The sequence below is a fragment of the Undibacterium sp. Ji49W genome, assembly GCF_049340205.1.
In the GTDB taxonomy this organism is placed as follows: Bacteria; Pseudomonadota; Gammaproteobacteria; order Burkholderiales; family Burkholderiaceae_D; genus Undibacterium.
Genome location: NZ_JBMPOW010000001.1, coordinates 505550 through 528591 on the forward strand (window position 1 = coordinate 505550; position 23042 = coordinate 528591).

At 48.5% G+C, this 23042-nt stretch carries 24 protein-coding genes; 19 read left to right on the forward strand and 5 right to left on the reverse strand.

What is annotated here, in order from left to right:
• Positions 1–490: 490 nt before the first annotated feature.
• The 15 genes from recA to ACO0LK_RS02235 all read left to right on the forward strand — a co-directional run bounded on the left by recA (position 491) and on the right by ACO0LK_RS02235 (position 16052).
• Entirely contained in the window at positions 491–1534 is a 1044-nt protein-coding gene (gene recA / locus ACO0LK_RS02165) for a recombinase RecA (RefSeq protein ID WP_422971725.1), read from the forward strand.
• A gap of 99 nt (positions 1535–1633) precedes the next feature.
• Positions 1634–2092 (forward strand): recombination regulator RecX, encoded by a 459-nt coding sequence (recX, locus tag ACO0LK_RS02170; protein WP_422971727.1) that lies wholly within the window; start codon positions 1634–1636, stop codon positions 2090–2092.
• Positions 2093–2334: 242 nt separating this feature from the next.
• A complete protein-coding gene (locus ACO0LK_RS02175) occupies positions 2335–2919 on the forward strand; it encodes a DUF2889 domain-containing protein (RefSeq protein WP_422971831.1) in 585 nt (194 codons plus the stop codon).
• Between the two features lie 31 nt (positions 2920–2950).
• On the forward strand, positions 2951–4135 hold the full coding sequence (sucC, locus tag ACO0LK_RS02180; RefSeq protein ID WP_268977622.1) for an ADP-forming succinate--CoA ligase subunit beta: 1185 nt from the start codon (positions 2951–2953) through the stop codon (positions 4133–4135).
• 18 nt (positions 4136–4153) lie between these two features.
• Positions 4154–5035, forward strand: a complete 882-nt coding sequence (gene sucD / locus ACO0LK_RS02185) for a succinate--CoA ligase subunit alpha (RefSeq protein ID WP_186947208.1) — start codon at positions 4154–4156, stop codon at positions 5033–5035.
• A gap of 173 nt (positions 5036–5208) precedes the next feature.
• Entirely contained in the window at positions 5209–6045 is an 837-nt protein-coding gene (locus tag ACO0LK_RS02190) for a Stp1/IreP family PP2C-type Ser/Thr phosphatase (protein ID WP_422971729.1), read from the forward strand.
• 30 nt (positions 6046–6075) lie between these two features.
• A complete protein-coding gene (locus tag ACO0LK_RS02195) occupies positions 6076–6693 on the forward strand; it encodes an FHA domain-containing protein (RefSeq protein ID WP_422971731.1) in 618 nt (205 codons plus the stop codon).
• A 70-nt stretch (positions 6694–6763) separates the two neighbouring features.
• Positions 6764–7927: a DegT/DnrJ/EryC1/StrS family aminotransferase gene (locus ACO0LK_RS02200; protein WP_422971733.1), complete on the forward strand. Its 1164-nt coding sequence runs from the start codon at positions 6764–6766 to the stop codon at positions 7925–7927.
• Positions 7921–8538, forward strand: coding sequence for an acyltransferase (locus tag ACO0LK_RS02205; protein ID WP_422971735.1), 618 nt, complete (start codon positions 7921–7923; stop codon positions 8536–8538). The genes ACO0LK_RS02200 and ACO0LK_RS02205 overlap by 7 nt, the downstream gene beginning before the upstream one ends.
• On the forward strand, positions 8523–9212 hold the full coding sequence (locus ACO0LK_RS02210) for a class I SAM-dependent methyltransferase (protein ID WP_422971737.1): 690 nt from the start codon (positions 8523–8525) through the stop codon (positions 9210–9212). The genes ACO0LK_RS02205 and ACO0LK_RS02210 overlap by 16 nt, the downstream gene beginning before the upstream one ends.
• Positions 9213–9302: 90 nt before the next feature.
• Complete coding sequence (locus tag ACO0LK_RS02215) at positions 9303–10751, forward strand: MOP flippase family protein (protein ID WP_422971739.1); 1449 nt, start codon at positions 9303–9305, stop codon at positions 10749–10751.
• Between the two features lie 3 nt (positions 10752–10754).
• Positions 10755–12671, forward strand: coding sequence for an asparagine synthase (glutamine-hydrolyzing) (asnB, locus tag ACO0LK_RS02220; protein WP_422971741.1), 1917 nt, complete (start codon positions 10755–10757; stop codon positions 12669–12671).
• A gap of 97 nt (positions 12672–12768) precedes the next feature.
• A complete protein-coding gene (locus ACO0LK_RS02225) occupies positions 12769–13599 on the forward strand; it encodes a class I SAM-dependent methyltransferase (RefSeq protein ID WP_422971743.1) in 831 nt (276 codons plus the stop codon).
• A gap of 31 nt (positions 13600–13630) precedes the next feature.
• Complete coding sequence (locus ACO0LK_RS02230; RefSeq protein WP_422971745.1) at positions 13631–14791, forward strand: glycosyltransferase; 1161 nt, start codon at positions 13631–13633, stop codon at positions 14789–14791.
• A 7-nt stretch (positions 14792–14798) separates the two neighbouring features.
• Complete coding sequence (locus tag ACO0LK_RS02235; RefSeq protein ID WP_422971747.1) at positions 14799–16052, forward strand: glycosyltransferase; 1254 nt, start codon at positions 14799–14801, stop codon at positions 16050–16052.
• A 24-nt stretch (positions 16053–16076) separates the two neighbouring features.
• Here the strand turns inward: ACO0LK_RS02235 and ACO0LK_RS02240 are convergent, their stop codons facing one another.
• The 4 genes from ACO0LK_RS02240 to ubiA all read right to left on the reverse strand — a co-directional run bounded on the left by ACO0LK_RS02240 (position 16077) and on the right by ubiA (position 18124).
• Positions 16077–16406, reverse strand: coding sequence for a YqjK family protein (locus ACO0LK_RS02240; protein ID WP_422971749.1), 330 nt, complete (start codon positions 16404–16406; stop codon positions 16077–16079).
• A gap of 10 nt (positions 16407–16416) precedes the next feature.
• Complete coding sequence (locus ACO0LK_RS02245; protein WP_422971751.1) at positions 16417–16800, reverse strand: phage holin family protein; 384 nt, start codon at positions 16798–16800, stop codon at positions 16417–16419.
• A gap of 4 nt (positions 16801–16804) precedes the next feature.
• Positions 16805–17116: a DUF883 family protein gene (locus tag ACO0LK_RS02250; RefSeq protein WP_186947223.1), complete on the reverse strand. Its 312-nt coding sequence runs from the start codon at positions 17114–17116 to the stop codon at positions 16805–16807.
• Positions 17117–17257: 141 nt separating this feature from the next.
• Positions 17258–18124, reverse strand: coding sequence for a 4-hydroxybenzoate octaprenyltransferase (gene ubiA, locus ACO0LK_RS02255; protein WP_422971753.1), 867 nt, complete (start codon positions 18122–18124; stop codon positions 17258–17260).
• 123 nt (positions 18125–18247) lie between these two features.
• Between ubiA and ugpB the strand changes: the two genes are divergently transcribed.
• The 4 genes from ugpB (at position 18248) to ACO0LK_RS02275 (ending at position 22621) form a co-directional block, all read left to right on the forward strand.
• A complete protein-coding gene (gene ugpB, locus ACO0LK_RS02260) occupies positions 18248–19561 on the forward strand; it encodes a sn-glycerol-3-phosphate ABC transporter substrate-binding protein UgpB (protein WP_422971755.1) in 1314 nt (437 codons plus the stop codon).
• A gap of 180 nt (positions 19562–19741) precedes the next feature.
• Positions 19742–20623, forward strand: coding sequence for a sn-glycerol-3-phosphate ABC transporter permease UgpA (ugpA, locus tag ACO0LK_RS02265; protein ID WP_422971757.1), 882 nt, complete (start codon positions 19742–19744; stop codon positions 20621–20623).
• 2 nt (positions 20624–20625) lie between these two features.
• Positions 20626–21477, forward strand: coding sequence for a sn-glycerol-3-phosphate ABC transporter permease UgpE (ugpE, locus tag ACO0LK_RS02270; protein ID WP_422971759.1), 852 nt, complete (start codon positions 20626–20628; stop codon positions 21475–21477).
• Positions 21478–21544: 67 nt separating this feature from the next.
• Entirely contained in the window at positions 21545–22621 is a 1077-nt protein-coding gene (locus tag ACO0LK_RS02275; protein ID WP_422971761.1) for a sn-glycerol-3-phosphate import ATP-binding protein UgpC, read from the forward strand.
• A 56-nt stretch (positions 22622–22677) separates the two neighbouring features.
• Here ACO0LK_RS02275 and ACO0LK_RS02280 read toward each other — a convergent pair whose 3' ends face one another.
• Positions 22678–22902, reverse strand: coding sequence for a hypothetical protein (locus tag ACO0LK_RS02280; protein ID WP_422971763.1), 225 nt, complete (start codon positions 22900–22902; stop codon positions 22678–22680).
• Positions 22903–23042 lie beyond the last annotated feature (140 nt).

Sequence of the window (23042 nt, forward strand, 5' to 3'; positions counted from 1 at the left end):
GAACAACATAACGCATCTGACGTACAAGAAAAGCTAAGTCCAAGGGTACGATATCGTGTAGTTTTTATCAATAAGTTTTCTTGTGGTTTTGCGGCCCCCTTTGGGAATTTTGTTGACCCTACGACAAACGGTCGTTTTTCCTGCACTAATTCTCTTACTTTCGAAATTTCAATCAAGCAACACCGTCTATCTGCGCTTCAAAAGTCATTCGAAGATAGTAAAAGTGGTCTTTAGGCCATCATAAGAGTTCAGAGTTAAGTGGAAAAATTCAGAGTTAAATGAAAATCGACAATTTCGACAGAAATGGAAATTTTGTCAAACGAATAATAATTTTATTATTGCCAACACTTCGCTGTAAAATCCCCCGTTCAACAATCAATGCAAAAAGTCGCTTGCATAAATCACTGTTTTTTTATACAGTACTGCAAAACGCAGGAAATTAAATCTGCGCTTCATTTTTCCACCCGCCGCTTATTGAATGAAAGAATGTATGGACGATAAGAAACCAGAGAATGCCTCAGAAAAAGCAAAGGCACTTGCTGCCGCACTGGCACAGATAGAAAAGCAGTTTGGTAAAGGTTCGGTCATGCGTATGGCCGATGGCGAGGTGGTGGAAGAAGTGCAGGTTGTGTCCACGGGTTCGCTGGGTCTGGATATTGCACTGGGCGTCGGTGGCTTGCCACGTGGCCGTGTTGTCGAGATTTATGGTCCTGAATCCTCTGGTAAAACCACATTGACACTGCAAGCTATTGCTGAAATGCAAAAACTGGGTGGTACTTGTGCGTTTATCGATGCAGAACATGCGCTGGACGTGGGTTATGCCCAGAAGCTTGGCGTAAATCTGTCTGATTTGCTGATTTCCCAGCCAGACACGGGTGAACAGGCGCTGGAAATTACGGATGCGCTGGTGCGTTCAGGCAGTGTTGACCTGGTGGTTATCGATTCTGTGGCAGCCCTGACGCCACGTGCCGAGATCGAAGGCGACATGGGTGATTCCTTGCCTGGTTTGCAGGCACGTCTGATGTCTCAGGCTTTGCGTAAGCTGACAGGCAGTATCAAGCGTACGAATACGCTGGTGATCTTTATTAACCAGATTCGTATGAAGATTGGTGTCATGTTCGGTAGCCCGGAAACTACAACAGGTGGTAATGCCTTGAAGTTTTATGCTTCTGTGCGCCTGGATATCCGTCGCACTGGTTCCATCAAGTCAGGTGATGAAGTGGTTGGCAATGAAACCAAGGTGAAGGTTGTCAAGAATAAGGTGGCACCGCCATTTAAAGAAGCGCATTTTGACATCATGTATGGCGAAGGCACGTCCCGCGAAGGCGAGATTCTGGATCTGGCGGCGGATGCCAAGATCATAGAGAAAGCCGGTGCCTGGTATAGCTATAACGGTGAGCGTATTGGTCAGGGTAAGGATAATGCACGTACTTATCTGAAAGAGCGTCCTGAGCTAGCATTTGAAATTGAAAATAAAGTGCGCTTACATCTGGGTGTGCCTTTGTTGATGCCGTCAGCGGTGACTGCTGACTAAGACAGACAGGTTCTGAGCCATGGGCCATGAACCTTAAGTCATGCCAGTTGGCGGCGCGAGATATTTGCGCTGGCTGACTGGCATTTTTGTTTTTAAAGTATGAAAAGACCTCCACTTAGCCTGAAAGCCCGTGCTCTGCGTTATTTATCCATGCGTGAACATAGCCGTATGGAGTTGGAACGCAAGCTGGCGCGCTATGCAGAAGAGGGCGATGATATAGAAGGCGTGCTGGATTTTCTGGAGGCGGCCAAGTATTTGTCTGGCGAACGTTTTTCTGAATCGCTGGTGAACCGGCGCCAGGCCAGGTTTGGCAATAACCGTATTCTGGCGGAGTTGCAAAGTCATGGCCTGGATGCGCAGGATATAGAACATGTAAAGGAAGACTTGAAAGAATCCGAACTGGAAAGGGCGATTCAGGTCTTGCACCGAAAATTTTCCCGGCCGCCGCAAGATCACCAGGAAAAGATGAAACAGTCGGCATTTTTGCAGCAAAGAGGTTTTTCCAGTCGCGCCACCCAGGCAGCCCTGCGTGCACCGCGCGACGAAGAGTTGCCATAACAGCAAAGCCGTTTTGATATGTAGCTAGACCACTAACAAAAATATTAATTTTCTACTTATATTTTTGCATAAGCTTAGGCAGAAATCTGCTTAAATTGTAGTCATATGATGAGTTCCGCGCAGGTCTGTGCTAAACTCTGCTGGTTTTTTTGCAGGGCCGCAGGAGCGGCTGTTATCGTAGAAGCTGCGGTAACGACACGCAATTGTGGCTATTTATTCAGAATGAGCCGCCAGCAGGCATGATGCCCTTATCTCCGTCCACCAACAGACGCGCTTTGAACCATACGCGTACTATCCAGATCGAAGCGTTCGCGCGCGATGATGGATTGTGGGATCTTGACGCCCGTATTACTGATTATAAGCCACGCGATATCACTCTTGCCTCCGGCACGCGCCCGAATGGTGCTGCCCTTCACGACCTGAGCTTACGCCTGACCATCGATTTGCAACTCAATGTTGTGGATGTTGAGGCGGCTTCCGACGCGGTTCCTTATCCTGGTTATTGTGAAGCGATTGTTCCCGATTACAAGAAGTTGATCGGCCTGAATCTGCTACGGCAGTTCCGCCAGGGCGTGAAAGAACGCCTGTCCGGCATTCATGGCTGTACCCATTTAACCGAAATGGCACAAATTTTACCCACTGCAGCAGTCCAGGCTTTCGCCGGCGATGTCATCGATACCCGCGATGGTGCGACCGATGACGCGCAGCAGTCAGAACAACCTTTTCAACTCGATCGCTGCCATGCCCTGCGTACTGATGGGCCTGCGGTTGTCAAGTATTACCCGCGCTGGTCAAAGACCTTGTCCAGTGTGAAATCACCCAGCTAGTTTGTTTGTTTAATTATTTATACCTCAGTGTCTGAAGGGAAGTCGTATGAAAATTCATGAGTATCAGGGTAAAGAAATCCTCCGCAAATTCGGAGTGACAGTACCACGCGGTATTCCATGCCTGTCTGTTGACGAAGCTGTCAAAGCAGCCGAAACACTGGGCGGACCAGTCTGGGTCGTTAAAGCCCAGATTCACGCCGGTGGCCGTGGTAAGGGTGGTGGCGTGAAAGTCGCCAAATCCCTGGAACAAGTGCGTGAATACGCAGATGCCATCCTGGGCATGCAACTGGTCACGCATCAGACTAGTCCAGAAGGTCAAAAGGTTCGTCGCCTGCTGATCGAAGAAGGCGCAGATATCAAAAAAGAACTGTACGTGAGTATGGTGACTGACCGTATCAGCCAGCGCGTGGTCCTGATGGCCTCCAGCGAAGGCGGTATGGATATCGAAGAAGTAGCAGAAAAACATCCAGAACTGATCCACAATCTGGCAATCGACCCGACCAATGGTCTGCAAGATGCTGAAGCTGACGACATCTCCCGCAAAATCGGTGTGCCTGAAGGTTCTATCGCTGATGCGCGTGTACAGTTGCAGGGTTTGTACAAAGCCTTCATGGAAACTGACTGCTCCCTGGCAGAGATCAATCCTTTGATCCTGACAGGCTCTGGCAAGGTTATCGCACTGGATGCAAAATTCAACTTCGACGCGAATGCCTTGTTCCGTCAACCAGAAATCGTGGCTTACCGCGATCTGGATGAAGAAGACCCAGCTGAAATCGAAGCCTCCAAATTTGACCTGGCTTACATTTCCCTCGACGGCAATATCGGCTGTCTGGTCAACGGTGCTGGTCTGGCGATGGCAACCATGGACACCATCAAACTGTTCGGCGGCGAACCAGCCAACTTCCTTGACGTAGGTGGTGGCGCGACAGCAGAAAAAGTAACAGAAGCCTTCAAGATCATGTTGAAAAACCCAGGCCTGAAAGCCATCCTGGTCAACATTTTCGGCGGCATCATGCGTTGTGACGTGATCGCCGAAGGCGTGATCACTGCATCCAAGGCTGTTTCCCTGCAAGTACCACTGGTTGTGCGTATGAAGGGTACTAACGAAGACATCGGCAAGAAGATGCTGGCTGACTCTGGCCTGCCTATCATCGCGGCTGACACGATGGAAGAAGCAGCACAGAAGGTTGTTGCAGCTGCTGCAGCTCAAGCTTAATAATCGCAAGGAACAGATATGTCCATCCTGATCAATAAAGACACTAAAGTCATCACCCAAGGTATTACTGGCAAAACTGGCCAGTTCCATACTCGCATGTGCCGCGATTACGCAAACGGTAAAAACTGTTTCGTCGCTGGCGTGAACCCGAAAAAAGCTGGCGAAGATTTCGAAGGCATCCCGATTTTTGCTAACGTATCTGAAGCTAAAGCGGCTACTGGCGCGACAGTTTCCGTGATCTACGTTCCACCAGCAGGTGCAGCAGCTGCCATCTGGGAAGCCGTTGAAGCTGACTTGGACCTGGCAATTTGCATCACTGAAGGCATTCCAGTCCGTGACATGATGATGTTGAAAGACCGCATGGCAAAGTCCGGCAGCAAAACAAAATTGCTCGGCCCTAACTGCCCAGGTCTGATCACACCAGACGAAATCAAGATCGGCATCATGCCAGGCCATATCCACCGTAAAGGTCGTATCGGCGTGGTTTCCCGTTCCGGTACGCTGACGTATGAAGCAGTGGGTCAATTGACTGCACTGGGTCTGGGTCAGTCTTCTGCTGTAGGTATCGGTGGCGATCCTATCAATGGTCTGAAACACATCGACATCATGAAGATGTTCAATGATGATCCAGATACTGACGCCGTTATCATGATCGGTGAAATCGGTGGCCCGGATGAAGCCAATGCTTCTTACTGGGTACGCGACAACATGAAGAAGCCAGTTGTTGGTTTCATCGCTGGTGTTACTGCGCCTCCGGGCAAGCGCATGGGCCACGCAGGCGCCCTTATTTCTGGTGGTGCTGATACAGCACAAGCGAAGCTGGATATCATGGAAGAATGTGGCATCAAAGCAACCAAAAACCCATCTGAAATGGCACGTTTGTTGAAAGCCATGCTGTAAGGTTTTTTTGGTAAAAAAAGTTGGTTAAAAAAAGAGTCGCAGATTTTGCGACTCTTTTTGTTTATGCTTGCATTTACTGAGGATATCCAGTGCAAATAGATTTCCTTAATGTTAAGCTTAACTTATAGAGAAAAAATCAATCCAGTTTTATGGTTTGATGATTATTAATTAATTTGCAAAAAATTTTAGTCAGCCGTTTATTGATGCCATACCAGCGTGTTTTAGAATTTGCCGCCTTGTCTGACACCGGGCGAGTCAGAGCGCATAACGAAGATGCTATCGTTGTTTGCGCCGATTATGGCTGCGCCGTGCTGGCAGATGGCATGGGTGGGTATAACGCCGGTGAAGTTGCCAGTGCGATGACGTCGCAAATCGTTGCCGAATATCTGTGTACCAAAATGGATGGCTTGTGGTTTCCGTCCATGGGCCCCAGGCCGGTTGCCATGGCGCGCTGGATGACAGAGGCGATTGAATCTGCCAATCGTGAGGTCTTGCACGTCGCACAAACCAACCCCGAATGCGCAGGCATGGGTACAACCGTGGTAACAGCCTGTTGTTTGCAGGATAAGCTTTTGCTGGCCCATGTAGGCGATTCAAGGGCATACCGCTATCGTGCCGGTGAGCTGACCAAACTCACCGAAGACCACTCTGTATTGCAAGAACAACTCAATGCCGGCCTGATCTCAGAAGCCGATGCCCGCTTTTCATCTATCAAGAACCTGATTACCCGCGCCGTCGGTACCCAGCAGGAATTATTGGTGGAGTTGCATATACACCATACCCAGGATGACGATCTTTACCTGATTTGTTCGGATGGATTGACCGATATGCTCAGTCATGATGAAATCCACACCATCCTTAGTCGCTACGGTTCGGATATGCGATTATGTTGCGGTGCACTCATCGATCATGCGAATGATCGTGGCGGGCTCGACAATATATCGGTTATCCTGTTCAGACTGGTTGGCGAAGAAAACAAATCCTGGTTGCAAAGAACCTTTACCCGGTAGTTCTGGGGCTTACGAATTGATGAGAGATTTATGGCGAAAATTGTCGTCACCTTTAATGGTCTGGTCCAACAAGAACTGACAATCACCAAATCAAGGCTGACCATAGGTCGCAGGCCAAGTAATGACGTGGTCATTGATCACCTGACCGTCAGCGGCCAGCATGCTGCGGTCGATACGTCGTCGAACGGTTCATTTGTGCTGGATCTGGGCAGTACCAATGGCACCATGGTCAATGGCCAGCCGGTAAAAAAACATTTGCTGCAACATGACGATATCATTGACATCGGCAAATACAAATTGCGTTTCCAGGTTGAAGCGAAAGGCACGACTCCAGCACTTTCACCGGCAGAGGTAAAAGAGCAGCCTACCGTTAAAGCGTCGGCTATTGCAGTGGCAAAGATCAAGGTGCTTAACGGAGCAAATTCAGGCAAGGAAATGGTGCTGAGCAAGCCAGTTACAACCTTGGGTAAACCTGGACACCAGGTGGTGGCGATAACACGTCAAGATAATCGTTATGTGATACGTCAGGTCGAGGGAAGTGTTATATCAAAATTGAATGACAAACCAATTGATCCACAGGCATCGCCGCTGACGAATGGTGATATCGTTGATGTGGCTGGCATCCAGGTACAGTTTGTGTTTATGTAATTAAAAAATATACCGGGCTGCTGGTTGCCTGGTTGGTAAAAAATATTGTTAAAACCGGAGATTCTTCTTCATGCGTGTCCGCCCTAAATCTGAATTTCTCGTTTTTGGACAGCCCGAGATACAGCAAGATGAAATCGATGACGTCATTGATTCCATGCATAAGGGCTGGTTAGGCACTGGCCCTAAAGTCGCGAAGTTTGAAAAAGACTTTTCCAACTATAAAGAAGTGCCTTATGTGGCCGCTTTGAATTCTTGCACAGCGGCCTTGCATTTAAGTTTGCTGGCTGCAGGTGTCGGTCCTGGTGATGAAGTGATTACTACACCAATGACTTTCTGTGCCAGTGTCAATGCCATCATTCATGCCGGTGCGACACCAGTGTTGGTTGATGTCGATCCCCACAGCATGAATATTGATGTAAAAAAAATTCGTGAAAAGATAAATTCAAAAACCCGCGCTTTGCTTCCTGTTCATTTCGCCGGTCGTTCTTGCGATATGGATGAGATTGTCACCATCGCTAACGATCATCAATTAAAGCTGATCGAAGATTGTGCGCATGCAATAGAAACCGAATACCGGGGGCAAAAAGCTGGTACTTTTGGCGATTTCTCCTGTTTCAGTTTTTATGCAACCAAGAATGTCAGTTCGGGCGAAGGGGGAATGGTCGTCGCCCGGCGCGAAGAAGATATTGCCCGCATTAAGGTACTTGGTTTGCATGGTATGAGTAAGGATGCATGGAAACGTTTTGGCGATGATGGCTATAAACATTACCAGGTGATTGAGTGTGGCTTTAAATACAATATGATGGATTTGCAGGCCGCAATTGGTATTCATCAACTGGCCAGGGTAGAAAAAAACTGGTTACGTCGCGAACAGATTTGGAATACTTATCAACAGGCCTTTGCAGATTTACCCATTACTCTGCCATCGCCCGTAGAGGCTGACACCAGGCATGCTTATCATCTGTACACTATTTTAGTTAATGAAGATCAATCTGGAATAGCAAGAGATCAATTTCTCGATACCATGGCGGCTGAGAATATTGGCGTTGGCGTACATTACTTGAGTTTGCCAGAGCATCCTTATTATCAGCAACGTTTTGGCTGGAAATCTGAAGATTATCCTCATGCTGCTGCCATAGGGAATAGTACGGTGAGTATTCCACTGTCTCCCAAGTTAACTGATGAAGATGTAGAGGATGTCATTGCTGCCGTGCGGAGAAGCTTGCGATGTTAAAGGCGGTGTTAATCGCGCTGACCTCCGAGTCGTTAAGGATTTTTTTACGTGAAAAAATTATCCAGATCTGGCGCAGATTAAAAGCACCCCGAATGATCGCGGGATACCGCAACTTTGACGGATCACTTCAAAAAAAAACAAGAATTAGCGATACCGTTGTACTGAACCATCCAGAGAAGATCAACGTAGGTGACAACGTGTTTGTCGGACACTACAGTATTTTGGACGGAACTGGTGGGCTTGAAATCGGTGAAGGGTGCCAGGTAGGATTTTGGTGTGGCTTATTCACACACAGCTCACATTGTGCGATTCGTTTATATGGTCGTCACTATCAAGATATTCCTGAGTATGAAAGAGTAGCTTATGACATTGCGCCAGTCAGTATAGGTAAGTATGTATTTATTGGTGCTGGTTGTACCATTTTGCCCGGTACCCAAATTGGCGACGGCGCTTTGGTCAGTGCGGGCGCTTTGGTGGCCGGGAGTTTTGAAGCTTTTGCCATCATTTCTGGTTCGCCGGCAAAAAAAGTTGGAGATACACGAACGCTGGATAAACGTCATTTGCGTGATCCCCAACTTCTTGAATGGTACGAAGAATGGCAAAAGTCTTAAAAAATCTACTTGTCAATTACATTCATGATCGTCGTCTACTTGTGCAGGCGAAAAACTTTGCACGTGGTAGATTGATTGATATTGGTTGCGGCATTAAACCCTACCAGAAGATTTTTGCAGGACATGTCACCGAACATGTTGGTGTTGATCACGAACTGTCTGTGCATGACAAATCAAACATGGATTTGCTGGGCACCGCATACCAGATACCAGTTGAAGACGGTAGTTTTGACACTGCGGTTTGTACAGCAGTTTTGGAGCACCTTGAGGAGCCTGAGCTTGCACTCAAAGAATGCTTTCGCGTGCTGCGACCTGGTGGTTACGCCATATATTCTGTTCCTTTCATTTGGCACCTGCATGAAGAACCCAGAGACTTCTACCGGTTTACCAAGTATGGGCTGGAACACATCTTTAAGAAAGCTGGCTTTGTTATCGTTGAACTCGAAGCGCTTTCTGGTTTTTGGGTAACCTTTGGGCAATTGTTTGTCTACAATTTATATCGTTTCAACAGAGGCCCGTTACGCTGGTTTCGGATTGTCGACGCACTTGGTTTGCTTGTTCAGGCATGTGCATTTTTGTTGGATAAACTGGATAAGACTGAGCAATGGACATGGATGTATCTTGTGGTTGCGCAGAAACCAGAAAATCCTGGGGCGCCTGATGATTTCACCTGATAACCTCAACGGTAGAAGCAGCATCGGTGCGGGTCAGAATGTAGTGTGTTCCTTTGCAAAAATTTTAACGCTGACAGGGGTACTGCTGAAGTGGCCTCGCTGAAGAAACGCGCTTATCTTGGTGTTAGATGGTCAGGACTATCTACCATTGTGACGGGTGCGCTGCAGATACTTCAACTGGTGTTACTTACCCGCCTTTTGAATATCCACGAGTATGGACTGATAGTTTTGGTTCTCGTGGTAATTACGATATTTCAAGGCTTTGTTGATGCAGGCATGAGTAACGCTCTGGTGCATTTTCAGAGTGCCAGTCAATCACAGTTATCTAGTTTGTATTGGTTGAGCTGGATATTTGGCAGTTTGGCTTGTGCCTTTCTCATCTTGATTGCACCAGGTATTGCGCAGCTTTATATGGAGCCTGAGTTGAGTGCGATTGTCCGCCTTGCCGCGCTAAGTATTCTGATTGCCCCGGCAGGGCAGCAATTCCAGTCGCTCATGCAAAAAGAATTTCGTTTTAAACAAATTGCGATTATTGAAATAATCGCATTGTCATTCGGCACAATTGCTGCTTGCAGTACGGCCTATTTCGGCGAAAAGGCAAGGTCGGTTGCCTGGGGTTTGCTGGTTTCTACACTTTTGCGCTCATGTCTGCTGGTAGTACTTGGGCGAAAGCGCTGGTCGCCAGATTGGCATTTCAGTATGCAGGACGTCAGGCCTTATCTGGTTTTTGGTGGATACCAGATGGGCGAGCGTATTCTGAATCTGCTTTATATGAATATCGATAAATTGCTGATCGGTAAAATATTAGGGGCGGATGCTTTGGGCGTTTACTCGGTCGCGTCGCAATTGATGATCAAACCGTTTTCCGCGATGAGTTCCGCCATATCGCGCGTAAGCTTTCCCTTGTTCGCACAGGTACAAACTGATAATCAAAAAATACAACGTGGTTATCATTTCGTAATTTCTGGAATTGCCTTAGTGTGCGTACCCATATACTTTGGTATGGCAAGCATTGCCGATCCGCTTATTCAATTTCTGTTTGGTGACCGTTGGCTGGGAAGCGCAGGAGTTTTAAAGATACTAGCTTTCCTTGGTATCTTATATTCGTTTGGAAATTTGCTAGGCAGCATTTTGCTTGCAAAGGGACGCGCCGATTTAGGTTTCTGGATGAACGTATATGGGCTAACGATGTACATTTCAGCCCTTTATATAGGTAGTTTTTTCAATATCACTGGCATAGCTTGGGCATTGTTACTGACTACGGCCATTTTTGTTATGCCAGTGGATTTTTATCTGCGTTCAAAGCTGGTTGGTATGCGAGCCAGTGACTTTTTGCGCGTTGTCTGGCCATTCCTTATTTCTGGGTTTTTAATGTCACTGGTAATGTGGGGGCTGGATCACTATCTGTTGGCTAAACTTGAAAATGCCTTCCGATTGACCTGCCTTATTGCATGTGGTGCTGCCCTGTACATTTGCAATATTATGGTGTTTTGCCGCAAATATTTGAACGAATTGATCGATCTGATTAAAGGGAAATGAGTGATGTGTGGAGTTTCAGGCTACCAGATGCATCGTCACCGGCTAGAAGACACTGCCCATAAAATAATGGCGATGAATTCAGCGATTCATCACCGGGGACCTGATGACGAAGGAATTACATTCATTCCTGCTAACGGTGGTGCACCAATAGATTTCGGAACTTTGCGCTCTGCCAAAGGCGTGGCTTTGCCACAATTACATTCCAGTGAATGCTTCCCGCATTGGGCTGCATTTGGCCACCTTCGTTTTTCTATTATTGATATATCGAATGCTGGTCATCAACCCTTTTGGTCTGACGATCATAAAGTGTGCATCTCTTTCAACGGTGAAATCTATAATTTTCTTGAGATTCGAACCGAGCTTCAGGCACTAGGCTATGTATTTTATACATCTTCCGATACTGAAGTATTGGTACGTGCTTACCAGTGCTGGGGAGAGCGATGTTTTTCAAGACTCAATGGTTTTTGGGCATTGAGTCTATATGATGTAGACCGAAATGCGATTTTGCTGGCACGTGACCGATTGGGCAAGGCACCACTTTATATCAGTCGATTGCATGATCGCCTGGCCTGGTCGTCCGAAATAAAAGGGCTCCGTTCACTTGGTACGAAATTTGATGTTCGTAAGGATGCGATCCTGGATTTTGTGCAATCTGGTTGGCGCGATGTCGACAATAAAACTTTCTACGACAATGTCTTCAGTTTTCCTGCCGCATCGTATGCTTGGATCGATGATGATGGTCGTTTTGTTCCCCAGTCATATTGGGCTGTCCCCGCGTCGCGCATGCAGGCTAGTGATATTTCCGATCAGGAAGCGATTGGTCAATTTAAAAATATACTAAGTGATGCATTAAGGATCCGCTTGCGAGCCGACGTACCTATCGGGTTTGAGCTGAGTGGCGGTATGGATTCATCGGCCCTGGTCGGATTTGCCGCCAGCGCAGGTTCTTCGTTGAAAGCATACACCGTAGCTTTTCAGGCAAAGAGTGAGAATGAGGAACCTTATGCCCGCATGGTTGCAGAACGTTATCCGCAGCAAGTAGATTACACAGTATTACGACCACCATCAGAAGATTTTTTGCCACAGATGGACAGCTTTGTTGCGCTCATGGACGAACCTTTTCATGCCCCCAACATGCTTACCAATCACAATATCTGGCGACGCATGAAGGCAGATGGAATTAAGATCAGTATCAATGGCGCAGCTGGTGATGAGGTGCTGGCAGGTTACGCTGAATATTTCAGGCCATATTTACGGCATTTAAATGGACAAAGGCGCTGGCCTGCCATGCTCAATGAGATTGCCAGGTTCAGCGAGATGCGTGCTTCCCCTCTCAATACCTTGCTCAGAGGCCTGAAAATTTCTAACGGGAAGACGCAAACGGAACCGGCTTTTAACATACTGAAAACGGGTTCACACACCAGTTTTCCAGGTGCTGGTGCCTCTCTGGAAATAAACCAGCGGCTCATTGACAATGTCGGCAATTGGCGTATGAATTACTGGCTGCGTTCTGGTAACCAGTCTTCGATGGGAGTGCCGCTAGAGGTGCGCGCACCGTTTCTTGATCATCGGCTGCTTGAATTTGCGTTTTCACTTCCCTTGCATTATTTGATCCGGAATGGCTGGCTGAAATGGATTTTACGCAAATCATCTGAAGATTTTCTGCCTTCCCAAGTGGTGTGGCGAAAAACAAAAATGGGTTTTCCTTTTCCGATGACGAATTGGTTGTTGCTGCATGATCGTGAATTTTTACTTGTTGCGGCAACAGCGGATTGCCCATTCATTGATTTTGTCAACCTGCAAGGTGCTTACCGGCAATTAGCTCAAGGCCAACCGTACTATTTATGGCGCGTGCTGTCTGTCATTTTTTGGTGGCATCGTTGTGTCAATCAGGAAGAATTGCGATTCGCGCCTCAGTAATTTTTTGTGGCGCATTGATTAAAATCGCTACCTGGAAAACAGTCGCACATTGCTATGGTTAACAAATACCACCCTCAAACTTATAACTTTAATTATCGTGAAAAAACTTAAATCAGACTTGATAAAACTAATTTGGTCACTGGGGCTGCGCGGTGTCGCTGACAAATTACACTTCCGCTACCTGAATAAAAAGTTTGAAGAAGAAAATGCGGCTTTCGTTAAGAAGTATCCTGAATTTCAGCTTCCACCACCTGAATTGATATTTGATGCGAATCATAATGTCAACTGGGAGACTTATCGTTCATCTGGAATGACTGACGCGCAAAAGATTGCAGATCTGATCGAACGCTATGTTGATGGTCCAGATGCCGCTGTCTTTGAATGGGGTTGTGGTCCGGCGCGAATAATTCGGCATCTTGGCGCAAAATTGACGCGATTTCAAAAAGTTGAATTGACCGGGTCTGACTATAATGCCGCCTCGATTCAGTGGTGTAATGCCAAATTACCTGGTATTCATTTCCTTGAAAATCGATTGTCTCCACCTATTGCCTTGAACGATCAGCAATTCAACTTTATTTACGCGATTTCGATTTTTACCCATCTGTCAGAAAAATCAATACATGAATGGCTGGCTGAAATGCACCGTCTGTTGAAGGATCAAGGATATTTCGCGTTTACCACTCATGGAGAGAAATTTACTTTTTGTTTAAGCCCAGAGCAGATGGAATCTTTTCGGCAAGGGAACCTGGTGACCAGAGACGGCGATATTGAGGGGAAAAAACTGTTTGGTTCTTTTCATCCGAAACAATGGGTTGAATCCGTAGTCCATCAAATAGGATACAAAGTCATCCATTTTTCACCCGAGGGTTTTCATCGGCAGGATTTGTGGATAGTGCAAAAAACAGATGCCCAGGTGGCTGTGGAATAACGTAAAGGTACGCAACTTGAGTTATCGACCTGTGAAAATATTACATAGCTGCCCTGTCTGGCTGGCACCGACACAAACCTGGTTGTATAACCAGATTAAGTCTTTGCCCGCAGATATTGAATGCACAGTTGCCTGTATCGGTCTTAGTAAGCCTGAATTGTTTCCAGTAGCCGATTTGCATAGCTTCTGTGGTACATCTGGCTTGCGTTATAAGTTTGAGGCTTTGCTCAGAAAACTGAATATTCCCCTGTATCCGTTTTGGTTGAAGCAGTATGCCAAACGTTCGCGTAGTACAGTGATACATTCCCACTTTGGTAATATGGGGTGGTTCGATCTTCTCGCCGCAACACAATTAAATTTGCCGCATGTGGTGACTTTTTACGGATTGGATGTCGATCATCTTCCCCAGCAGGATTCGCGTTGGCTGACACGTTACGCGCAATTGTTTGATAGCGTTGATCTGGTTTTATGTGAAGGAAGCCACATGGCTTCCCGTATTGTAGCCAGAGGGTGTAAGGCAGAGAAAGTGCGTGTCCATCATCTTGGGGTGGATCTGAAATTCATTCCTTTCCAGCCCCGGGCATGGGATCCGGCTACGCCGTTAAAAGTTTTGATAGCAGGCGCTTTCAGAGAAAAAAAAGGCATTCCTTGTGCACTGGAAGTATTGGGCCGGTTGCAGGATAGTGTTTGTCTGGAGATTACCCTGATTGGTGACGCTGATGCTGATCCTCGCAGTAAGGAAGAAAAGCAAAACATCCTTGCAGTTATCGACAAATACGGCATGGCAGACAAGGTGCGGATGCTGGGGTATTGTACTCACACGAAGATGCTGGAAGAAGCATATAAGAGCCATATTTTCTTTTCGCCCAGCGTGCATGCTCAAGATGGCGATTCGGAAGGTGGCTTGCCTGTTTCCATTATAGAAATGGCCGCTAGCGGCATGCCAGTTGTCAGTACCTTTCATTGCGATATTCCGGAAGTGATCAAGCACGGCGTATCCGGCTTGCTGGCACACGAGCATGATGTCGATGGCCTGTTGGCGCAAATGCAGTCCTTGATACTCGCGCCGGAAAAATGGATTGATCTCAGCCGGGCTGCCCGCGACCTGATAGAAGCTGAATATGATGTCACATTGCAAGCTGACAGGCTTGCAAGCATCTACCGCGAATTGCGAGCGACTCGTGAAGTGTAGTCATTTAATGATCATTGCACCGTACTGGTGTGATCCACAGCACTTGGGACAATATCGAATAGAGCGCTTCGTTCGCTGGTTGTCGGCGTCCGGAGTTGTTGTCACCATCATTGCCTCTGCTGAACAAGAGACGTTTAGTAAAATGGAATGGGGGCATTTGATTTGCATCCCTGATCCTCTGGGTATCTATGGAAAGAAAAGCGACCAACGTTTTTCATCTAACGTTCAACCGAAGCATGCTTTCGTTGTCAAAGTGCGTCGACGCCTGCGTTTGCTGGCCTATGCTTTATTGAGCCCTGATCCCGGTGTGCTTTGGGCTCGCAGGGCAATGCGACATCCGCTGGTAAAGGAATATGCAGGCAAGGCTGACGCTATATTGTCTTCCAGTTTTCCAGAATCTGTTCATGTTGCGGCATCTCACCTTGCATTTCGGTTTCAATTGCCATTGCTGGTAGATATGCGTGATGGCTGGCTGGACGAACCGATGAAGCCTTTGCTGGTCAGTTCTGCATTGCAGCGCTGGCGCGAAGGCTTGACTGAGAAAAGGATACTCAAACAGGCAAGTTTGATAACGGTTACATCTGAGCGCTGGAAAAAAATGCTGGTTGAACGACTTCCATTTTGTCGCGAAAAAACAGTTGCCATAACGAACGCTTATCCGCCTGGCAGTCAATTGCCCCATGTCATAAAAAAAGATCAGGGGCGGCATTTGCAATTGATGTACGCCGGACGGATTTTTAGTTCACGTGCCGAACGAAAAATCGCAGACTTGCTACACCCTTTGCTGGAAGGCTTACCAAAAGCCCATGGCAATCTGATTTTTGTTGGAGATCTATCTACCGCTGAAATTGCAGGATTGCGTTCATGGGAAGAACGGTTCAGAGCTATCAACTGGACAATTGAGATTCGCTCACTGGTACCACGTCAGGCCGTACTTGAGCTGCTCACAAATGCGGATGGTCTGATCATGCTTTCTTCATCCCAGGCATCCATACCTGCCAAGTTATTCGATTATCTGGTTTCCGGACACCCTATACTTGCCATTGCATCGATGGACAGTATTGTCGGTGAGATCAGTGCAAGGCTGCCTCAGTTATTTGTTGCTGAGTACGAGAATATTGAAAACGCCACAAAACGTATTGAACAATTTATTAATGCCTGTCAGGAATGCATCACCTACCCATTACCGGATGAATTTAGTGATGAATCAACCAGACAACAATTCATGGCGGCTTTTTTTGATGCTGTAGAGAAGAGTTAGGTAAAAAACTCCTTATTCCTGCCTTCAAGCCGCAGGCTTATCCCTGCTTTGACGCAGGTGTTTCACCAGGCTGGACAGGCTTTGCCAGATTTGCCAGCCCATCAGGGCGGATCTTGCGACAGCGAAGGCGCGCGCGGGTTTGAGTATCATGACCACGGCGGTAATGAGCAGACTGGCAATGGGACGGCGACGGGCAGAGTTGCCCATCTTGCCGAACAGTTCGCTGGCCATATCCACCAGGCTTAATGATTGCCTGATTTCTGTGCCATAGATGGTGACCAGGCTGCGTTGGGCCTGTATCTTCAGCAATAAGGCCTGACGTTTCTGTGCGAGTTTTTCTTGCCGTTTCACCATGACTGAACGCCTATTCCTTAACCACAGTGCGGTCAGCATTGCTTAAGCTGGTGCTGTCTTTTTTCAGCTCAGCCAATGTGAAGGATAGAAATGCCGGTTTGTTGCGCATGACACTGCGTACGTGCAGGGAAATACCGATGGCCAGCAGCGAAAACAGACCCAGCAGCGATAACAGGACGGTATAGCGATAGCTATCCCAGAACAGGGCAATCAGCGTCAGTATGGCAACCAGTATCGCCAGACCGGCAAAAAACATGGCTGCCAGCGACCATAACAGGCTGGAAGAAAAGCGATTCAGCTCTTCTTCCAGCTCTACCGAGGCTAATTCCAGGCGTGTATGGACACTGTTGATCAGTGTCGATGCCAGTTGTGCCAGCGAATCGGTAATGGCCATGAACTTATTTACTGCGGCCGATGAGCAAACCTACCAGCAAACCTATACCAGCAGCAATGCCGGCAGACTGCCATGGGTTTTCCTTGACATAGACGTCGGTGGCACGGGCTGCTTCTTTGGTGCGGGTGACGACCAGGTCTTCAATGCGTTCGACTTCTGCCTTGGCATTTTTCAGGGTTTTTTCAAACTTGGCTTTGGCTGCTCTGAAGCCTTCGCCGCTTTGTTGCTCGGTGTTTTTCAGCAAATCTTCTGCATCACGGATGACGAGATGCAAGTCATTCATCAACTGTTCTTTATGCTCATCTACTGTACTCATGATGTTTCCTTTCTGGTTGGGAAGTGAATTAACAAGTGAATTAAATAAGTTAATTAAATTCAGTCTATGCAAAAAGATGGGGGCGGGTTTGTCGAAACGCAAGGACTCGCAAGAAAATTGAATAAGTAGCAATCTATGGTTTTACTTTACTGCATAGTCCAGCGCAATGCCAGCGAAGATTGCTGCACCCAGCCAATTGTTATTCAGAAAGGCGGCAAAACAGGCCATGCGTTCACGCTCGCGTATCAGGCTGTAATGGTAAATCGCGAACAATACGGCTACACCCATGCCCGCCACAAACCAGGTACGCAGTCCGGCTTGCCAGCCTACTGCCAGTATCAGGGCAAAACTGATGGCATAACACAGCATGATGGCCAGCACGTCATAGCGGCCAAAAGTGATGGCTGAGGTCTTGATACCGATTTTGAGGTCATCGTCACGGTCCACCATGGCGTATTCAGTGTCATAGGCGACGGCCCAGAAGACATTTGCCAGCAATAATATCCAGGCACTCATGGGCACTGTATCTTGCACCGCAGCATAAGCCATAGGGATACCAAAGCCGAAAGCAATGCCCAGATACGCCTGCGGGATGGCAAAAAACCGCTTGAAATAAGGGTAGCTGCCCGCCACCAGCACGGCAGCGACGGACAATTGCTTGGTCAGCGTGTTCAAGGGCAGTATCAGGGAAAAAGATATCAGGGCCAGTACCACGGCCACGCCAACGGCTTCCTTACCGCTGATTTTGCCACTGGTCAGCGGTCTTTCTGCCGTGCGCTTGACGTGCCGGTCAAAATCACGGTCTGCATAATCATTGATGGCGCAACCGGCAGAGCGCATCAACACTGTACCCACACTGAAAACCAGCACCAGTTGCCAGCTGGGCTGACCTTGCGAGGACAGCCATAGCGCCGCCAGGGTTGGCCACAGCAATAACAGGATACCTATGGGCTTGTCCAGCCTGACCAGCTTGAAATACAGATGCAGACGAGAATACAGGCGGTTCATGATTCAGCTTTGTTGTTGCACATAGGCAGAATTATAAGTGTTATCTATACATTGGACAGTTGGCAATGCTATCGTAGTGTTATTGCAAGAAACAGTACGCTAATAAAATCTTCGGGGACATCTATGAAATTTACGACCAAATTGCAACTGGTAAGTGCCGCCGCGTGCATGGGCCTTGCCGGTTCTGCCCATGCCGTGACCGAAATCAGTTGGTGGCATTCGATGACCGGTGCGCTGGGTGACCGCGTTACCGGTCTGGCAGATCAATTCAATAAAAGCCAGACAGAATACCGTGTGACGGCTGTCTACAAGGGTAGCTATGATGAAGCGCTGGCTGCTGGCATAGCTGCATTCCGCGCTGGCAATGCCCCGCATATCCTGCAAGTATTTGAAGTGGGTACGGCTACCATGATGTATTCCAAAGGTGCCATCAAGCCGGTGTCGGAAGTTATGAAGGTGGCGGGCGAGAAATTTGATACCTCGGGTTATGTAGCCGCGGTCGCCGGGTATTACACCTCACCGAAAGGGGAGATGCTGTCTTTCCCCTTTAACAGTTCGACTACCGTGTTTTACTATAACAAGGACATGTTTGCCAAAGCCGGTATGGACCCCAACAAGGCACCCGCTACCTGGCAGGAAGTGGTGGCCGCCGCAGCCCGCCTGAAAGCCAACGGCGAAAAATGTGCGTACACCACCGGCTGGCAAACCTGGGTGCACCTGGAAAGTTTTTCTGCCTGGCATAACGTCGAATTTGCATCCAAAGGCAATGGTTTCGGCGGTCTGGATGCGCGGCTGAAGTTCAACAGCCCTTTACACGTCAAACATATAGAAAATCTGGAAAACTGGGCCAAACAAGGTTATTTCACTTATGCCGGCCGCAAGAATGAGCCAGAGGCCAAGTTTTACTCCGGTGAATGCGGCATGCTGACCTCATCCAGTTCTGCTTATGGCAATGTGGCAAAAAACGCCAAATTCAAATTTGCCGTGTCGCCCATGCCCTATTATTCTGACGTCAAAGGTGCGCCACAAAATACCATCATAGGCGGCGCATCACTATGGGCCATGAATGGCAAGAAGACGGAAGAATACAAAGGTGTTGCCAAGTTCTATAAATTTCTTTCACAGGCAGAGGTACAGGCCAAATGGCATCAGGAAACCGGCTATCTGCCCACCACCAACGCTGCATACGAACTGACCAAAAGTTCGGGCTTTTATGAAAAGACACCAGGCCCTGGCGTCGCCGTGCAGCAGATGATCGTCAAGACCACCGACAAGTCACGCGGCATACGTCTGGGCAGTTTCGTACAGATACGCACCATCATGGATGAAGAACTGGAAGCAGTCTGGAGCGGTAAAAAACCGGCCAAGGCAGCACTGGATAGCGCGGTCGCCCGTGGTAATGAATTGCTGGAACGTTTCGAAAAAGCGAATAAGTGAACTGCAAGACCTCTCAACACAGAGGCACGGAGACACAGAGAGGCACAGAGGAAGTGCGGAAAGCTTCATGGAGAAATAATTTAATCCATACTTTCTCTCCTTTGTTTTCTCTGTGTTTCCGTGCCTCTGTGGTGAGCTTTTTGGTTTTACCGTTTTAGTATTTAAGCATTCGAGGATTTTTTGGAAAAACGCGCACGTTTTCGATCTGCCTGGTTGCCGTATCTGTTGCTGCTGCCGCAGATCTTGGTCACCATACTGTTTTTTTTCTGGCCTGCGGCCCAGGCCCTTTATCAGTCGGTACTGCTGCAGGATGCATTTGGCATAGCTTCTCAGTTTGTCTGGCTGGATAATTTCAAGGACTTGTTTGCCGATCCCACTTACCTGGCGGCCTTCAAGACCACGGCCTTGTTCTCGTTTTTGGTGGCGGTGCTGGGCTTGAGTATTTCATTGCTGCTGGCCGTGTTTGCTGACCGCGTGGTCAGGGGTAGTTCGTTTTACAAGACCATGCTGATTCTGCCTTATGCCGTATCGCCTGTGGTGGTCGGTGTGTTATGGATGTTCTTGCTCAATCCCACGCTGGGTATTGTGGCGCATGGCTTGCGGCATGTGGGTGTCGAATGGAATAGTCTTTTGAATGGCCAGCATGCCATGATACTGATCGTTCTGGCTGCGGTGTGGAAGCAGATCAGTTACAACTTCCTGTTTTTTCTCGCGGGTTTGCAGTCCATTCCGAAATCCCTGATAGAAGCGGCAGCGATTGATGGTGCCGGGCCCTGGCGCCGCTTTTTTACCATCGTTTTTCCTTTACTGACACCCACCTCCTTTTTTCTGCTGGTGGTGAATGTTGTCTATGCTTTTTTTGATACCTTTGCGATCGTGGAAGCAACCACGCAGGGTGGGCCTGGCAAGGATACTGAAATCCTGGTCTTCAAGGTATTCAATGACGGCTTCAAGGGTGGTGACCTGGGCAGTGCAGCGGCGCAGTCGGTGATACTGATGAGCATCGTCATTGTCCTTACCGTATTGCAGTTCAAGTATGTAGAAAAGAAAGTGCAGTATTGAACATGATAGAACGCCGTCCTTTTCTGGGAATGTTCAGCCACCTTATCCTGATACTGGGCGTCAGTCTGGTGGCGTTTCCTGTCTATGTTGCTTTTGTCGCCAGCACGCAAACAGCGGAGCAGTCGGCACTGGCACCGATGTCGCTGATCCCGGGTGATCAGCTATGGCATAACCTGAGTGCGGTACTTGGCAGCGGTACATCTGGCAATGTCGCTACCAGCCCGGTAGGACGCATGCTATGGGTCAGCCTGGTGTCGGCACTGATGATAGCAATAGGGAAGATTTCCATTTCCATGCTGTCTGCATTTGCGCTGGTGTATTTCCGCTTCCCGGGGCGCAGCCTGTTTTTCTGGATGATCTTCATCACCCTGATGCTGCCGGTGGAGGTGCGTATCAGTCCTACCTACAAGGTTGTGTCTGATCTGTCCATGCTCAATAGTTATGCCGGGCTGACCGTACCGCTGATTGCGTCAGCGACGGCGACTTTCCTGTTCCGGCAGTTTTTTTTGACGGTGCCGGATGAACTGGCAGAAGCTGCGCGCATAGATGGTGCTGGCCCCGTGCGGTTTCTTGTCGATATTCTGTGGCCCTTGTCACGCACCAATGTGATTGCCCTGTTTGTCATCATGTTCATTTATGGCTGGAACCAGTACCTGTGGCCCTTACTGGTATCGACAGAACAGGATATGTACCCCATAGGCGTTGGCATCCGGCGCATGATTGCCGGTGGTGATGCTGCGGTTGAATGGAATATGGTGATGGCGAGCCTGCTGCTGGCCATGCTGCCGCCAGCTCTGGTCGTGGTCGTCATGCAAAGATGGTTTATCAAGGGACTGGTCGATGCCGAGAAATAAATGCCCTGGCAAAAAATGACAAATGCTCGGTCAAGCTTCAATTCGTATGGAGTTACATAATAAACATATGGCACAGGTTCATTTAAAAAACGTCAAAAAAACCTACGGCAAAGGAGACAAGGCCGTTGATATCATTCATGGTATCTCCATAGACATACAGCATGGTGAATTCATCGTCATGGTGGGTCCGTCAGGTTGTGGTAAATCCACTTTGTTGCGCATGGTGGCCGGACTGGAAGAAATCACGTCTGGCGATATCATCATTGGTGACCGCATTGTCAATGAACTTGAACCCAAGGACCGCGACATTGCCATGGTTTTCCAGAACTATGCGCTATACCCGCATATGAGTGTTTACCAGAACATGGCTTATGGGCTGAAGATACGTGGCTTTTCCAAAGCCGATATCGAAACCCGGGTGCAGAAGGCAGCGCAGATACTGGAACTGGGCGAGCTGTTGCAAAGAACGCCGCGCCAGTTATCAGGTGGGCAGCGGCAAAGGGTGGCGATGGGCCGCGCCATTGTCCGGGAACCGGCAGTGTTTCTGTTTGATGAACCCCTGTCGAATCTGGATGCCAAACTGCGGGTGCAGATGCGCCTGGAAATTCAGCGCCTGCACAAGACCCTGGGCACGACCAGTCTGTATGTCACGCATGACCAGGTGGAAGCCATGACGCTGGGGCAGCGCATGATCGTCATGAATGCAGGTGTGGCAGAACAGATCGGGACCCCGGCAGAGGTGTATGGCACACCAGCCACTACCTTTGTCGCCAGCTTTATTGGCTCGCCACCGATGAATCTGTTGCGCGGCAAGCTCAGTGAAACTGGCCGCCAGATGCAGATAGGGCAGTCGCTGGTGTCATTGCCGCTGGTGCAAAGCGAAGCAGAGCGCGTCGCGCACCGTGAACTGATACTGGGCGTGCGACCAGAACATTTGTTCATAGGCATGCCTGGGTTGCCACTGGAAGTACAACTGGTGGAATCGCTGGGAGCGGATTTGCTTGTACATGGACTCTGTGGTGAACAGCCTGTGGTGATAAGAACGCCTACCGGTACGGCAGTGGAAGCCGGTGAGCATACTTCGGTTGGTTTTGCGGCCGATGTAATGCACTGGTTTGATCCGGTGACAAACAAACGGTTTTAACGGCACACCTGTCGGACAGGTTTTTGCCGTTTTTTCAGGCAAGCTGAACTGTTTTGTCACACCAGCAATCCTGCCTTGCGCGGTATTTGTTGCTGACGCAGTGTTTCTACAGGCACGCTGGCGGGGCTGGTATCAGCGGTCGCACTGGTGGCAGGGGTGCCGATATGTAAATGCCTGTTAAAGCGGGTTTCTTTTTCTGCCTGTGTGCCGCAAAAATAGCCTAGCCCGAATATTGTGATTGTCAGGCAGATGCTGATGAGGTATCTGCTGGCTGTTTCCATATTGATGGCCTTGATTGTCGGACTTGTTCTACTTACCACTTCCCTGCCCATATTTGCTCCTCTGTATCAGAGTTGACATCGCGCTGAAAACTGGACGGCACTATCGGACTGGACTGCGCAAATACACGACAACACCCTAT